This is a genomic window from Microcystis sp., from assembly GCF_048564745.1.
Lineage (GTDB): Bacteria > Cyanobacteriota > Cyanobacteriia > Cyanobacteriales > Microcystaceae > Microcystis > Microcystis ichthyoblabe_A.
On the sequence record NZ_JBLZRT010000104.1, the window covers coordinates 1 to 14,278 of the forward strand.

General features: G+C 47.0%; 14 protein-coding genes and 1 pseudogene. 1 reads left to right on the plus strand and 14 read right to left on the minus strand.

The window, feature by feature from the left end; all coding sequences use genetic code 11:
- Positions 1 to 180: 180 nt before the first annotated feature.
- From ACOCD9_RS12145 to efp, 6 genes are all read right to left on the minus strand, one after another.
- Complete coding sequence (locus ACOCD9_RS12145) at positions 181 to 585, minus strand: DUF1622 domain-containing protein (RefSeq protein WP_002762845.1); 405 nt, start codon at positions 583 to 585, stop codon at positions 181 to 183.
- 112 nt (positions 586 to 697) lie between these two features.
- Positions 698 to 1,297 (minus strand): ATP-dependent Clp protease proteolytic subunit, encoded by a 600-nt coding sequence (locus tag ACOCD9_RS12150; RefSeq protein ID WP_002734165.1) that lies wholly within the window; start codon positions 1,295 to 1,297, stop codon positions 698 to 700.
- A 35-nt stretch (positions 1,298 to 1,332) separates the two neighbouring features.
- Positions 1,333 to 2,019, minus strand: coding sequence for an ATP-dependent Clp protease proteolytic subunit (locus ACOCD9_RS12155; protein ID WP_002746650.1), 687 nt, complete (start codon positions 2,017 to 2,019; stop codon positions 1,333 to 1,335).
- Positions 2,020 to 2,158: 139 nt separating this feature from the next.
- Positions 2,159 to 3,145: a zinc-dependent alcohol dehydrogenase family protein gene (locus ACOCD9_RS12160; protein WP_419547583.1), complete on the minus strand. Its 987-nt coding sequence runs from the start codon at positions 3,143 to 3,145 to the stop codon at positions 2,159 to 2,161.
- A gap of 5 nt (positions 3,146 to 3,150) precedes the next feature.
- The gene (gene accB / locus ACOCD9_RS12165; protein ID WP_271928495.1) at positions 3,151 to 3,645 is read right to left on the minus strand and encodes an acetyl-CoA carboxylase biotin carboxyl carrier protein; all 495 of its coding nucleotides are present in this window, start codon (positions 3,643 to 3,645) and stop codon (positions 3,151 to 3,153) included.
- 166 nt (positions 3,646 to 3,811) lie between these two features.
- Positions 3,812 to 4,369 carry an elongation factor P gene (gene efp / locus ACOCD9_RS12170; RefSeq protein ID WP_002750882.1) on the minus strand — a complete coding sequence of 186 codons (558 nt, stop codon included), beginning with the start codon at positions 4,367 to 4,369 and terminating at the stop codon, positions 3,812 to 3,814.
- A 176-nt stretch (positions 4,370 to 4,545) separates the two neighbouring features.
- On the opposite strand from efp, the gene ACOCD9_RS12175 reads away from it, so the two are divergent.
- The gene (locus tag ACOCD9_RS12175; RefSeq protein ID WP_287659911.1) at positions 4,546 to 4,863 is read left to right on the plus strand and encodes a DUF3067 family protein; all 318 of its coding nucleotides are present in this window, start codon (positions 4,546 to 4,548) and stop codon (positions 4,861 to 4,863) included.
- A gap of 101 nt (positions 4,864 to 4,964) precedes the next feature.
- Here the strand turns inward: ACOCD9_RS12175 and ACOCD9_RS12180 are convergent.
- The 8 genes and pseudogenes from ACOCD9_RS12180 to ACOCD9_RS12215 all read right to left on the minus strand — a co-directional run.
- Positions 4,965 to 5,039 (minus strand): annotated as a pseudogene (locus tag ACOCD9_RS12180) (DUF2887 domain-containing protein); the annotation flags it as partial.
- 143 nt (positions 5,040 to 5,182) lie between these two features.
- The gene (locus tag ACOCD9_RS12185) at positions 5,183 to 6,013 is read right to left on the minus strand and encodes an Rpn family recombination-promoting nuclease/putative transposase (protein WP_287700916.1); all 831 of its coding nucleotides are present in this window, start codon (positions 6,011 to 6,013) and stop codon (positions 5,183 to 5,185) included.
- 28 nt (positions 6,014 to 6,041) lie between these two features.
- A complete protein-coding gene (locus ACOCD9_RS12190; protein WP_419547585.1) occupies positions 6,042 to 9,512 on the minus strand; it encodes a DEAD/DEAH box helicase family protein in 3,471 nt (1,156 codons plus the stop codon).
- 231 nt (positions 9,513 to 9,743) lie between these two features.
- The gene (locus ACOCD9_RS12195; protein WP_287700912.1) at positions 9,744 to 10,187 is read right to left on the minus strand and encodes a DUF6036 family nucleotidyltransferase; all 444 of its coding nucleotides are present in this window, start codon (positions 10,185 to 10,187) and stop codon (positions 9,744 to 9,746) included.
- The gene (locus tag ACOCD9_RS12200) at positions 10,141 to 10,320 is read right to left on the minus strand and encodes a hypothetical protein (protein WP_002746635.1); all 180 of its coding nucleotides are present in this window, start codon (positions 10,318 to 10,320) and stop codon (positions 10,141 to 10,143) included. The genes ACOCD9_RS12195 and ACOCD9_RS12200 overlap by 47 nt, the downstream gene beginning before the upstream one ends.
- A gap of 167 nt (positions 10,321 to 10,487) precedes the next feature.
- Entirely contained in the window at positions 10,488 to 11,636 is a 1,149-nt protein-coding gene (locus ACOCD9_RS12205) for a restriction endonuclease subunit S (RefSeq protein ID WP_419547587.1), read from the minus strand.
- A 296-nt stretch (positions 11,637 to 11,932) separates the two neighbouring features.
- Positions 11,933 to 12,256, minus strand: a complete 324-nt coding sequence (locus ACOCD9_RS12210) for a nucleotidyltransferase domain-containing protein (protein WP_002750888.1) — start codon at positions 12,254 to 12,256, stop codon at positions 11,933 to 11,935.
- A gap of 3 nt (positions 12,257 to 12,259) precedes the next feature.
- Positions 12,260 to 13,771, minus strand: coding sequence for a type I restriction-modification system subunit M (locus ACOCD9_RS12215; protein ID WP_419547589.1), 1,512 nt, complete (start codon positions 13,769 to 13,771; stop codon positions 12,260 to 12,262).
- Positions 13,772 to 14,278: the final 507 nt, after the last annotated feature.

A 14,278-nucleotide genomic window follows, 5' to 3' on the forward strand; every position in this document is an offset into this window, starting at 1 on the left:
AGGCTCTCGCCCTACTTAGGGTGATCAGCAAACCTGATCGATCGGAGGGCGCAAGCTTTGCGCCCCTACAGTAACGGATTTTGTCCACAATGTAGGGGCGAACTGCGTTCGCCCAAAAGGTACATTATCAAAGCGCAAGTCTTTTAGTGTCAGGTGATTGTCAACTCACCTTTTTTGGCATTAAAAATCCCTGAGATTGTCCTGGGCTGCTAGTTGCGATCGCTCTTTTTCCATGGACAATTCCGTTTCCAATTCTTGGCTGAGGAAATAGTTGAGGAAAGTTCGGATAATAGCGATGAGGGCGAGTTGTGCCAAGGCTTCTATAGTAGGTGTGACGGTAGTAGCCACGATGTCTCCACCTAACTGAAACTCTAGGGCTAAAGATAGCCAAGTACCAAAACGAATGCGAATTTGATTGAAGGAAAAAGGGGGAAGACTGCGACGGTGACGATTAGACTGCCAAGCTAATTGTAGGGTTTTAATTAATCCGATCACCACACAAGCGATCGAAATACTTTCTAGGCAAAACTTGATGATTGCCACCGCAGAGATCAAGCCTGTTTCTAAAGTTGCTAAAAATTCCATACCCAACAGATATCCTCTTATGGGATTATCCGATAAACCGACCTACCATCTAAGGAAGTTTCTCCAATGGCAGTTAGAACAGGTTTCTCGCCTGTTCTAACCTCTGGCTGACTTAAGCCGGTCTTCCCTCCACCACCTTATCGATTAAACCGTAGGCGACGGCTTCCTCGGCGGAGAGGAAATAATCGCGGTCCGTGTCTTTTTCGATGCGTTCGATGGTTTGTCCGGTGCGATTAGCCATAATTTCGTTTAATTGCTGGCGAATACGCAGGATTTCCTTAGCTTCAATGTCGATATCCGTCGCTTGCCGGCGCCCAGTTCCGCCCATGGGTTGGTGAATCATAATCCGCGCATGGGGAAGGGCGAGACGCTTACCCGGACTACCAGAAGCCAGTAAAAATGCTCCCATAGAGGCCGCTAATCCCACACAGATAGTCACCACTTCCGCTTTGATGTACTGCATGGTGTCGTAGATGGCCATACCAGCGGTAACGGAACCCCCCGGCGAGTTGATATAGAGATAGATGGGTTTAGTGGGGTCTTCCGAGTCGAGATAAAGCATTTGGGCCACAAGGGCATTGGCTAACCCGTCGGTGACTTCCTGCCCCAAAAAAAGAATGCGTTCCACCGAAAGACGGCTGTAAATGCTAATCCACTGTTCGTATTGGCTACCTGGCAGACGGTAGGGAACTTTTGGCACACCGATAGGCATAATTGGTAACAACTCCTGCTAATTTGTAATAAATCTTAACTAACTTGGGCGAGGGGTTTCGGTAGTTCCTTGCGACTTTCGAGAACGCGATCGATTAATCCGTAGTCTTTCGCCTGTTGTGGGGTGAGATAGAAGGTGCGATCCATATCTTTCGCCAGTTTTTCGGTGGTTTGACCCGTATTTTTCGAGAAAATTTCCAACATCGTCTGTTTGTTGGCGATTACCTCCTTGGCACGAATCTGGATATCGGTGGCTTGTCCCTGGGCCCCGGTGCGATTTTGGTTGAGAACGATGGTAGCGTGGGGTAAGGAGGCGCGAAAACCCTTGGTTCCTGCGGAAAGAATCATCGCTGCAGTTCCCATGGCCTGCCCGATACAGATAGTATGAACGGGAGGTTTAATGTAGTTGAGGGTGTCACAGATGGCGAAAGCTTCGGTTTCGTAGCCGATCGCGTCGCCGGTGTACCAGGATGTGCCGGTAGAGTTGATATAGAAGAAAATCGGTTTTTCGGGATCGTCAAATTGCAGGTAGAGCAGTTGGGCGATAATTAATTCCGTCACGTCCACCCCGACATTGCGCTTGACATCATCGGAGGAAAATAAAGGCAACCCCAGATAGACAATTCTCTCTTTGAGCAGGAGAGATTCTAAGTCCGGTGGTGGTGTCCGATAGGCTGCATCCCCATAATAGGCAGTTTGTACCGCTTTAATCACTGAGTTCATCGAGTTTTTCCGTCATACACAGTATCCTGCTTTTGATTTTAACGTAATCAGGTTGACCGATTGGCAAAAGTGTAGCGGTGGGTTGCCTTCTCCCTCCTTTAACAACTTCTGCTGCTCACCAGTAGTAACAAGCAGATTTCTAGTCGATAATTAGGGCTATTTTCCCCGTCACCGAACCAGTTTCTAGCAATTGATGGGCGCTGATAGCTGCCGCTAAAGGGAAGGTTTGGGAGAGATGAATAGTTAACTTTTTCTCGTCAATTAAACGCGCCCCTTGTCTGAGAATTTCTGTTTGATATTTTTGCGCTTCTGGCAGTCCCATCAAAGCCGGGGTTAACATTAATTCTAAACTAATCCGCAAATTGCGATCGCGTGCTTCCTTCCAGCTGCCCGTAGGTTCCAAAATCGTCACCATATCGCCGTACACTCGCACCGCTCGGCAAGTTTGCCTAAAAGTTTCCCCTCCCACCGTATCAAAAGCGATATCTACTCCTTTCCCTGCGGTTTGTTCAAGTATCGCCGCGACAAAATCGGTTTGTTTGTATAAAATCGGGTAATCTGCCCCTAATTGCCGCACTAAACGCTCTTTATCGCTATTTCCCACCGTTGTATAAACTTTAGCCCCCTTCAATTTCGCCAATTGAATCGCGACATGACCAACACCCCCGGCCCCGCCATGAATAAGTACGCTTTGTCCCGACTGGAGACGAGCGCGATCGTAGAGTGCTTCCCAAGCGGTGATTAAAACCAAAGGTACAGCGGCCGCCTCGGCAAAAGAAAGAGATTTCGGCTTGTGGACCAGATAATCCGCGTCGATTAGGGCATATTCGGCATAATTTCCCGTGCCAGCCCTGCCCAGTCCGCCGCTACAAAAGTACACTTCATCCCCGGGGCGAAAATCCTGCACTGCCGTCCCAACGGCCTCGACAATTCCCGCCCCGTCACAGCCCAAAATGGCTGGCATTTGCTCGGGGTAAAAAGTGCCGCGTTTACGAATTTTTGTATCAATAGGGTTGACACCAGCCGCTTTTAATGCTACTAAAACCTGATGCGGTTGACTAATTTTCGGGGTGGGGACTTGCTGAAGCTGCAGGACATCCACGGCGGTCATGAGGATAGCTTTCATTCTATCTATTCGGGATTAACCCACATTAACGTCTGGCCAAATTCTACCGGTTCACCGTTAGCGACGGCGATTTCGACGATTTGCCCGGCCACTTCCGCTTCGATTTCGTTCATCAACTTCATCGCTTCGATGATACAGACCGTTTGTCCGACCCGGACTCGATCGTTTTTTTCCACGAAAGAGGGTTCATCGGGAGCGGGAGCGCGATAAAAAGTGCCGACCATGGGAGAGGTAATCGCCAGCCATTTTTTATCAATAGCGGCGGCCACAGGTTCGGGGGTGGGGGTTTCCGAGGCCGGGGTGGGACTGGCGGCTACCACTGGAGGGGCGACCGGGGCTGTCACCACCGGTAAGGGAGCGGAGAGAGGACTAAGGGCAGTATTAACGGTTCCTTTGCGGATATTTAGCTCTAAATCTCCACTTTTCAGGCTAAATTCACTGATATCCGTTGCTGCCAATGTTTTGATCAGTTCTCGAATTTCGTTGTAATCAATAGTCACCGCTCTGAAATCCCCCCGCAAATAAAAAGCAACAAATCCAAATTCGCACCCACCAAACCGTCGATTTTTCCCATCTAGCGGCTAAGTTTTGGGAAACAGGCTCAGAAACACTGGCTTTAGTCCTAAACCCGTCCCTAATGCCTCATTTCTGGGCTTCTCATCACAGTTATTCCCGTCCCAGATAGGAACCATCCCGGGTATCCACTTTAATCCTTTCACCGATGGAAATAAACAGGGGAACCATTACCTGCGCTCCCGTTTCTACGATCGCCGGTTTGGTGCCACCGGTGGCCGTATCTCCCTTGACTCCCGGATCTGTATCGGTGATTTCCAAGATTACCGAGGTGGGCAATTCCACATCTAACACTTGCTCATTCCAAAAGAGAATATTAACTTCCATTCCTTCTTTCAGATACTTGGCTCTCTCGCCCATTTGTACCGGGGTGAGAGTTGCTTCCTCAAAAGTCTCCATGTCCATGAAGACAAACTGATCACCTTCTTTGTAGGTATGCTGCATGGTACGCTTTTCGATCGTGGCTGAGGGCAAGGTTTCCCCCGCCCGGAACGTCCGTTCTACCACGTTGCCGGTCTGGACATTTTTTAACTTGGTTCGCACGAAGGCCGATCCCTTACCCGGTTTGACGTGCAGGAATTCCACCACCCGCCAGACAGAGCCATCGATCTGGATGGTTGTGCCACTCCGAAAGTCGTTACTCGAAATCATGAAATGCTGTTTAGGCCAAGAAAGATCAACATTCCATTTTACATACTCGCTGTACCGAAAAAAACTTTTTTATGGGAATTTGTCCGAATCGAAGCGCGGTGAACTAACCTAGGGGCAGCAGCTAAAAGTAAGTTAGAATTAATTGACTGACTGACATCTGAGAAGCGATATCAACCATGACGGGTGTGGACTTACAGCAATTATTACTAGAAAAATGGGGTCGTTCCTACGATATCCAGCTACGACGCATCAAAGATAAGGTTCATGTCCAGGTAATGTGGAAATATCTCGAACAAGCTTCTTTTCCCCTCTCCGAGTCTGAATATTTGGAACATCTCAATGCGATCGCTAGTTATCTCCACGAATGGGGTGGTGTTAGTCAATTTCAAGCTTTTATCCGCGAAACCCGTGAGCGTCCCCGTCTCGGTAAAGCGGTTAGTCTGCCCCTAGATCTAGGAGAAAGGGCATCGGAATGGCTGATCAGTGATCAGTGATCAGTTATTACAATTACATCATCGAAATTTGTGGGTATTGCTCAAATATACTAGCATTACTGGGATTATTGGATTTTACTAACATTGAGAATACTTAAACCAGGGAGTTGAATTAATTCAAAGAAGATAGAGGGGAATGATTGAAAGAGTTGATAAAAAATCGTGTCAGTTTTCATGCTCTTATTTTATACCAATTTTCAATAGTCGTGACTAACATCTAAAAGCGCAATTCCTGTCCGAGAGCGGAATTGCGCTTTGGAATAATCAACTAAGTCTGTCATCACTTTTGAAAAATGATATTACAAGGCGATCGCTTTTTTTATGCCCCTTTTTGTATAGCTCTAACCTGTTTAACCTCTAATTCTAAGGCGGATGCGACTTGCTCAACGCTTAACCCTAAGGCTAACAAACGAGGGACCGCCTCTAGTGCTTTGTTTAGTCTGCCTTCCTGACGACCTTCCTGACGACCTTCCTGACGACCTTCCTGACGCGCTTCCTCGCGCACATCTTGAAAATACTGAGTTTGTTTTAATTCATCTAAACTAAACATAGTTTCTATCTCCCGACGATTGAGAAGTGGTAACTTATAAACGAGAATCGTCTCTATTAATTGTAAGAGTTCTTGGGGTTTTTGGTCGGGGGTTAATTCTTCTCTCACTCTTTGGATTAATTTTCGGGTGCTATCAATCGCTTTTGCCTTAGATAGGGTGATTAATTGGACTGTAGCTAAACCAATCGAAGTTTGAGGAATGTTTTCTAGTTCATTCAGATAAATCCGTCTCACTCGCTCGGAGTTGAGAAGTTCCCGATAGCGTTGAACTTTATCGGTTTCTACTTGAGGGTTAGGATAGACAATCACACCCCGCCAATCATTGGTTAAGTCAGTTTTACTGAGATATAAGAATATTTCGGTGAAAAAGCGCTGATAAAAAGCCTCATCTTCTTGAAATTGTACCTCACAGAAGTAGATAGGAGTCTGGGGGTTATTATTTTGAGGCAAAAAGACTCCATCGAGACGAAAAGAAAGTTGTTTGACTTCCACTGAGTCAAAGCGGTAGTTATTGGCTTCGTTGATGGGGAGTTGAATTAATTCAAAGAAGATAGAGGGGAATGATTGAAAGAGTTGATAAAAAATCGTGTCAGTTTTCATGCTTTTATTTCTTCATCCGCGCTTGTTCTTAAACCGCATCAACGGACTGGTTAAACGATCGCAAAATCGAGACGATCCGATCAGCTTCCTGATCATTAAACATCCCATCTAGACCTTCGGGATGGTTATCAGTAAAAGGAGGCTCGTAGAGCGCCCCCGGATTGATAACTCCGTTTTTAGCGAGCATATCGATGATATTTTCGATAAAACGGATTTGATTGGCCGAGAAGTTTGTCCCCTGCAAATAACGGGCAAAAGCTTGTTTAGCCGCTTGGCGTGCCGCTACGCGGATCCCTGCGGGATCAAGTCCGACGATTTCCAGGATCAGAAGCTTGAGGCTTTTTGTCTGGCCAAAAACCTCCTCAAAACGCTGACGGCTCTCAATTTCTGCGGCCGAAAATAGCATCTCCTCTAGGGCAGATAAATCCGTCTCCGTTAGGGGGATATTGCGCCGCAACTTAGCGATCGCAAGGTGATCCTGATGCTGACGGATATAGGCCTCGACTTTCCGGCGATACTGTTCACGACTAAAACCGGTCTGATGGAGGTCACTGAGCCGTGTCGAAGTGTTGGGAATATCGACAATCTGCACCTCTCCCATCTCATCGACAAAATCGGTGATCACGATCTGCTGCTTTTGGCGATCGATAAACTTGACCAGATCCCGGACACGCACCCGAATCCCCTCCACCATTGACGGCGTTGCGCCGGTCCACCAGCTTTCGTCCTGCACCTCGCGAATAAAGGCCAATTGTCCCTTAATCATCGGTATATCGGGTTTAGTCTCCAGTTGACAGAGAATATCCCGCACTTTGTCCCGCAATCGCTCATAACTACGGTCGGCCTTGAGAATGGCTAATTGCAGTTTCACACAGAGAAGGTCGAATTCCTTGGTCAGGGGATCCTCATTGGGCAGACTATTGGGTAAACCGGCCAAGGAGTCGGCAATGGTGGCCGCGTCCTCCTGACTGAGGTTGTTCCAACGCTGGCGCTGACTAAAGGTTTCCACCTGCGGCAAGCGACGACGCACGAGGAAATTATCCCGGGGCATGGTGGCGATGTGTTGATGGAGTGCATCGAGCAAACTCGTGTATAGGTCGCCGGATCGATCGACTTTGTAAGTAGAGGACTGCTCTCTTGCTCTAGGTGTCGCGCTTTGCTTAGAGGGAGCGAGACGGGTTGCCAACTCGAGGCGATGTTTAACTAGGCGACTGGTGAGGCTTTCGGGTATTTTCTGGCTTGTTTCATCGATATCCTGCTCGAAATACTCGAAATTACCGCAGAGGTCGAAGACCAGAAACTCGGTTTTATGGTTGCCAGGACCAAACAAATCCTGACAGAGACGGGTCCCGCGCCCGATCATCTGATTGAACTTCACCCGGGAGAATACGGGCTTAAAAAAGACCAAATTGACCACTTCCGGCACATCTACGCCGGTATCGAGCATATCCACCGAGACGGCCAAAATCGGTTCTTTGTTGGCTTCGCTGAAGTCATCGAGCAGACTCTGGGCGTATTTGTCGTGACTGTCAATAATTTTGGCGAAATGACCTTTGTAGTGAGGATAGTTACTGTTAAAGCGATCGCAGATACATTGGGCGTGTCGGTGATTACGGGCAAAAATAATCGTTTTACCCAATCGATCGCCACTGTTGACCTTTAGCCCCCGTTGCATCAATAATTCTAATGCTTGATCCACGGTGTCGATATTGAACAACCAGTGATTAAAGGCAGCTGCGTTAATTGCCTGCGGTAGTTCGCCGCTTTCCTCGTCCCGGAACTTCTCCTCGTAGTCTAGCCGCTCCTCCGGGGTTAGCTCACTGTATTTAACCCCAGTACGCAGAAACTTAAACGGCACAGTAACGCCCTTGGGGGGGACGAGGTAGCCATCCCTAACGGCATCATTTAACTCGTAGGCGAAGGTAGGCAAGCCCTGGGGTAGCTGGAAAATGCGGTAGGTGTCCCGGTCTATTTCCGAGCGCGGCGTGGCAGTTAGCCCCACCAGCAGGGCATCGAAATAATCGAATATTTCGCCGTATTTCTGATAAATGGAGCGATGGGCTTCATCGACGATCACTAGGTCAAAATAACCCACTCCAAAGATTCGCCCCTCTGCATCCATGCGATCGATGGCGTTGAGCATGGTTTGATAGGTGGAGAAGATGACGTTAGCCCCCGTCACGTCCTTGCTGCGGGTCAGATGCAGGACGGTAACGCTGGGTAGATGACGCTGAAAGGCTCGATAGGCTTGCTTTAATAGGGCATTGCGATCGGCCAGAAACAGGACTCGGTTTACCCAATTGGCGCTCTTGAGCAGTTCCACCAATGCGATCGCGGTTCGGGTTTTGCCGGTTCCGGTGGCCATAACCAACAGGGACTTACGGGCGCACTTTTCTTCAAAGGTTTCGGTAATGCGGCGGATGGCCTCTTTCTGGTAGGGGCGGCCGACGATATCCTCGTTAATGGCGGTGTTGCTGAGGCGTTTACGGTGGGAACGGCGGAAAATTAGCCGTTCTAGCTCGGTTTTTCGCAGGAAACCGAGGACGGGACGGGGGGGATAGGCGAGATCATCCCAGAGATAGGTTTCATAGCCGTTGCTGTAGAAAATAACGGGGCGTTGGTTGTAGTTTTTTTCTAAGCAGTCGGCGTAGAGTTTGGCCTGATTTTGGCCGCTGTCGGGGCTTTTGCTGCTGCGTTTTGCCTCCACAACGGCGAGGGGTTTGCCGTCGTCACCCCATAGTACATAATCGGCGAAACCGCGTCCGGTATCTCCGGGCTTTTGGATGGGCATCCCCTGCAGCTCGAACTCGGTGACGTTGGCTGCTTTGGTATCCCAGCCAGCCTCTTGGAGTAGTACATCGATCAGGTAGCGGCGGGTGTCGGCTTCGTTGTAGTCGTGCTGGTCAGCGATCGCTCGATTTTGGGCGAGGAGGGCATCCCGTTCGGCCCTAGCGGCTGCCAGTTCGGCCTCGGTTTGGCGCTGTTTTGCTTCGGCCAATTGGCGCAGGGCATCGCTTTGGGACAGGCGTTTTTCTAGGTCTTGCAGTTGTTTGGGAGCGCGGGGTGCGGCCGGGGGTATCTTCTGGCGATCGAAGCGAATATCGCCCAATTTTCGCCCATTCTGCCCATAGTAGCGCACCAGCCAGTAGGTGAGATGAAATAGTTCCTCGATCAGGTGCAGGGAGTCCCGTTCACTGATGGGGCTGCCATGGTGGGCGGCGTTGTTGCCGACTTTGTGGATGGTGCGAATTTTGCCGAAAAGTCCTGGTTTAAGGTTATCTTTAAAGGTTTGCTCGTGGATGAGAGCGCCTAGGCTATTGTCCCGGGGCGGTTGCAGGTAGGGGTCGTTTTTATAGAGCCAGCAGACCATTTGTTCTAGGACAAAACGGGTATAGAAGCAACTGGCCCGGGGGTTGCTGAAAACTAATCCCTCCGCTTGGCTGGCATGATCGTAGATTGTCGGGAATTGATCTCGCAGGAAGGAGAAGTTTGAGTCCATATTGCGCTCCCCAGTCTATAACTCTATTATTCCCAAAGTTTTGGCTATCTCTATCTCTCGCTAAATTTTTGGCTCTTCTGGTTTCTGTGTGGAAACGAGGTCTATACTGATAGTTTCTTCCGCAAAATAGTCCTAAAAGTCTTGCCCGATAAGCACTTCACGATTCCATAAGCAAAGATTATCACACAAAGTCGAGAAGAGCCAATTTTTTCCCACAAAGGTTGAAAATTATTATCGATTTGACAAATTTTCCAAGTCAGCTAAATCTTGTAGTCTTCCTGACGCTTTTTTGTTTTTTTTGAGGCTTTCTAAATCAATAAAGTTAACGACTACATCATTCATCTTGATTTCTATTTTAGTTTGATAGCAGGTCATAAAATCTATGCCGTCTGGAGTGGTAATTAAGTCTATTCGACTAGGAGGATAACCTAATTGAATAATTTGGTCTGGTGTTTGGAAATCTTCCGCAGTTAAACCTAAACTACCAAAGCCAAATTCTGTTAATGCCCTCATCAATTTTTGGGTATTTTCCGAACTCATTTCGATCCAAATGTCAATATCTTTGGTATAGCGAGGATGACCATGCACCGCTACAGCATAACCGCCAATGACCAAATATTTTACCTGATTATTGTTTAACAATTGTATAAATTCTTTGAAGTCTTGGTTCAGCATTATATTTATATTGGTGGTATTGTTGGCGAATTTGTTCTAACGCTTCTAATCGTTTTTGATAGGATTGTTTTTGCCAATAGTTAAAGTCATTATTTTGCTTTTTGATGTTAACTTTGTTAATTACTTTTTCCATTATTTTACTCCAAATGTTGCCAATTTAAAAACAGCAAGTTCGGTTATTTTATCTAGGTTTTTCCCTCGTGACAGTATGAGATGATAGGAATCTTGGTTAATTGTCCAACGGTCTTTTTTAATGGCATTTCCCACAAGATTATGGCAGTAATCCGCCAGCTGCCATGGCTACAGTTCCCCCCTAAATGCTCTTTGTAAAAGGGAATTAAAGAGATTTTCGGATTGTTCCTCTCCACTGATCAAATTCATGTAGTATCTATGAAAACCTAGAAACCACTTTCCAAATTTTTGCTGTTTTTGTGATGGAGGTTTTATGAACTCAATACTTGAGAATTTGCTCTTATTGACCATGCCTTTCATTGAATCAGTAGACTGTGCTTGCACAAGATGTTGAGCAACGAATAACTGGCCGTATAAAAAGTACGGATCTACATCTGAATTTGGAACCACAGCATTAATTTGTTGATTAAATGCTACTTCTCTATCAGTAAGGGCAGCCCGCCCAATACTTGATCTACTTCCAGCTATGCAGGTCACTAGAACCGAACCATTAGGGACAGTTCTAGCTATCTTCTTTCCCTTCGCCGAAAGCTTTTCTTCTGCCTCTGTCAAAAAATGCTCAGGAGTGGTGATGTTATCCGACTTAATCCATTCGATTTCGTCTCCATAGTTTTCTGAGACAGAACGAGGAGGAGTGTTTCCAGTCAATATTTTACCAAAATCACCGAGTTTAGCTATCTCCCACCCTTTCGGATTAGTAACAGGATCACCGAACATCTCTAGGAAAGTCGATTTTAACAACTCCTCAGTCAACCGAATTGCCTCTTTGCGCTTGCGTCGCACCCCATCTGCTTTATCTAAAATTGCCGCAATTCTTCGCTGTTCTTCGAGGGGTGGGAGGGGGAAAAAAGTTCTTTTCAGAAAGCGGAAATGTCTGCTATAGCCGACATCAGGGAGATTCAGCGTATTCAGAAAATAATACGCAAATTTAGGGTCAATATTATTAGCCTCACTCAATACCTTGACACCATCAGCCCCTAAAGCGAATGGTTTGGTGACAAATTTGAATATTTTTGTATGGTCGCCAAACACCACACATGGAAGTCTTATATCGCATACAGCTTGGCGTTCGTTAGTATAACCACCAATCAAGTCTTGCCCCTGATCTATTATGGGAATATCTCCGCTTTCTAAATAATCTCCTTTTGGAATTTTGGTTTGTCCCCCTGTCATATCTTTAAAAGCTTTAGTAAATGAAATTACCTCCCAGTGTTTTGGAAAGCGCTTGTACTCTCCAGATAATAAATCTCTATTCATCCCAACATCTCCTTTAATGCGTGTAAAACCTGATCAATCTTATTTCTCAGCATAAATCAAATATCCTTTCGGTGGACTAAAGCGGTGGGTTACGACGGATTGTTAGATTGACTTTAATGCCTAGATTGTTGCCGTCTAACCCACCCTACTATGAACTCTTCTCCCTTCAATGGGTAGGGTGGGTTAGCGATAGCGTAACCCACCACTCTCTTGGAATCTAAATGCCGACAAATCTTATTTCTCAGCATAAATCAAATATCCTTTCGGTTGAGCAAAACTACCAATGCAATCATCGCTCATAGCGTAACCCCTTCGCGCCGTATGTTGTCAAGAAATGGATTATCTCCGCTCTGGAACTTTGCCGCAGAGATAAAATGACGGGAAACAACCACATTATAATCAAGGCAAAGCCTAGCGATAAATTCACTCGTGCGGTCAATTTCCTGATAAGGATCCACCACACCAGAAAGAATGACCAAAAGATCGATATCAGAATCTTCCCGTCCATCTTCCCGTGCTTGGGAACCGTAAAGGACGATTTTCTGTAATTGGTTTTGATAGAGCAGATGGAAATAATCTTTTATCTCCCGCAGAATAACCTCTAGCTGTAGATTTTTCATCTCCTAATCTCCTAACATTTCCTCTAATGCGTCCAAATCCTGACGAATATCAGCCTCTAAAGCCTTTAACTTCTGTAAAATCACCTTCGGCGGCTCATAGCTCACTTCCTCGTACTCTATCTCCTTATAGCGGTTAATTGATAGATCATAAGCATTGGCCTGAATCTCCTCGCGAGGCACAAAAAACGCCTTCCCTGTGCGGTCACTGAGCTTTGTCGAAGTGCGATTGGTATCCTTAGCGGAGTCGCGTTGCTGCCAACAGCGCAGCAAGTCCGGGATATCATTATCGGCAATCGGTTGGCGCTTATCATCGAGAGAGAAACCATCCGCCACCATGTCATAAAACCAAACGAAGTCAGTCCCCTTTTCCCTTACCCCCAGCTTCGTAAAAATCAGGATTGCGGTAGATACCCCCGCGTAAGGTTTAAACACCCCCGACGGCATCGATATCACCCCCTCTAGCTTATGTTCTTCTACCAAGATGGTGCGGATGTCCTTATGGGCCTTGGACGAGCCAAATAGCACCCCATCTGGCACAATTACCGCACCTTTTCCCCCCGTCTTCAGCAACCGCAAAAACAGGGCCATGAATAATAACTCGGTTTTAGTGGTGTCGATGATTTTCGATAAATCCTTGGCAATAGTGGACTTCTCCACCGAACCCTTAAACGGTGGATTAGCCAGAATCATGGTAAAACTATCCTCTACCCCGGCGTGATCCTCCGATAGGGAATCCCGGGCCTCGATAATCGGCTGCTCAATACCGTGTAACATCAGGTTCATGCTGCCGATGCGTAACATCGTCCCATCGAAATCAAAACCGTGGAACATTTGGTTATTGAAATGCTCTAGGTTGCCGCGTTCATGGAGCAAACGTCCCCCCTCGCTGTCCTTTAACTCCCGCACATACTCGGCAGCCGCTACTAAAAAGCCTCCTGTGCCACAGGCCGGATCACAGATAACCTCCCGGGGTCCCGGCGCTAATAACTCCACCATCATTTTGATAATATGGCGCGGTGTGCGAAACTGTCCGTTAGTCCCGGCTGTACTCAGTTTCGAGAGCATATACTCGTAAAGGTCGCCTTTGGTGTCCCGATCCTCCATGGGGATTTTTTCAATTTGTTCGATTACCGTGGCCAGCAGCGCCGGGGAGGCGATGAGAAACACCGCGTCCTTCATGTGTTTAGCGTAGGTGCTACCCTTGGACAATTGCCCCAGATCTTTGATAAAGGGAAACGCTTCATCCCGGACAATCCGCAGCATTGTCTCGGCATCATCGATATTTTTGAAGCGGGACCAACGGATATGCTGTTGGCTGGGGGTAAAGGTGGGATTTTCGAGGTTTTCGCCTAATCGTTGGGATTTACGCTCCTTAGCTAGTTCTAGGTCATCTAGGCGCTTGATGAAGAGTAAATAGGAAATCTGCTCGATTACCGAAAGCGGGTTACTAATGCCGTTATTCCAGAAGGTTGTCCAAAGTTTATCTATTTTGGATTTTAATTCGCCGGTGATCATCGCTGTTTACTCGTTCACTGCTTTTAATATTGCAGTAATATTGTACTGAAAATCGGGGGGTCTCTTAGGTTTTCTGGGTAAAATATATTCTAAAACTGGCTAGGGGGTGGAACGAACCACAAAGACACAAAGGACACAAAGATCGATCGCTCCTATATAGCTCAGTTTCTCAATTTTATCTGGCAATCTTGCCTAGCGATCGCTTTGCAATCACTAATTAAAGCCTTTTCTAGCCAAGCTTCTACTGATATGCAGCCAACCCTATTTATAAGTAGGTAGGCGTTAAAAATTATCAGATGCCCCCCTTATTAAGGGGGGATTAAGGGGGGATCGGCACCCCCCTTATCAAGGGGGGACTAAGGGGGGATCGGCACCCCCCTTATCAAGGGGGGCAGGGGGGATCGGCACCCCCCTTATCAAGCTATCCATTAGTCGGATCTTTCTTAACAAAAAGAGAAGAAACTTAAAAAAAGGGGAAACGATTGATAGGTATAGTTTTGAAAGAAG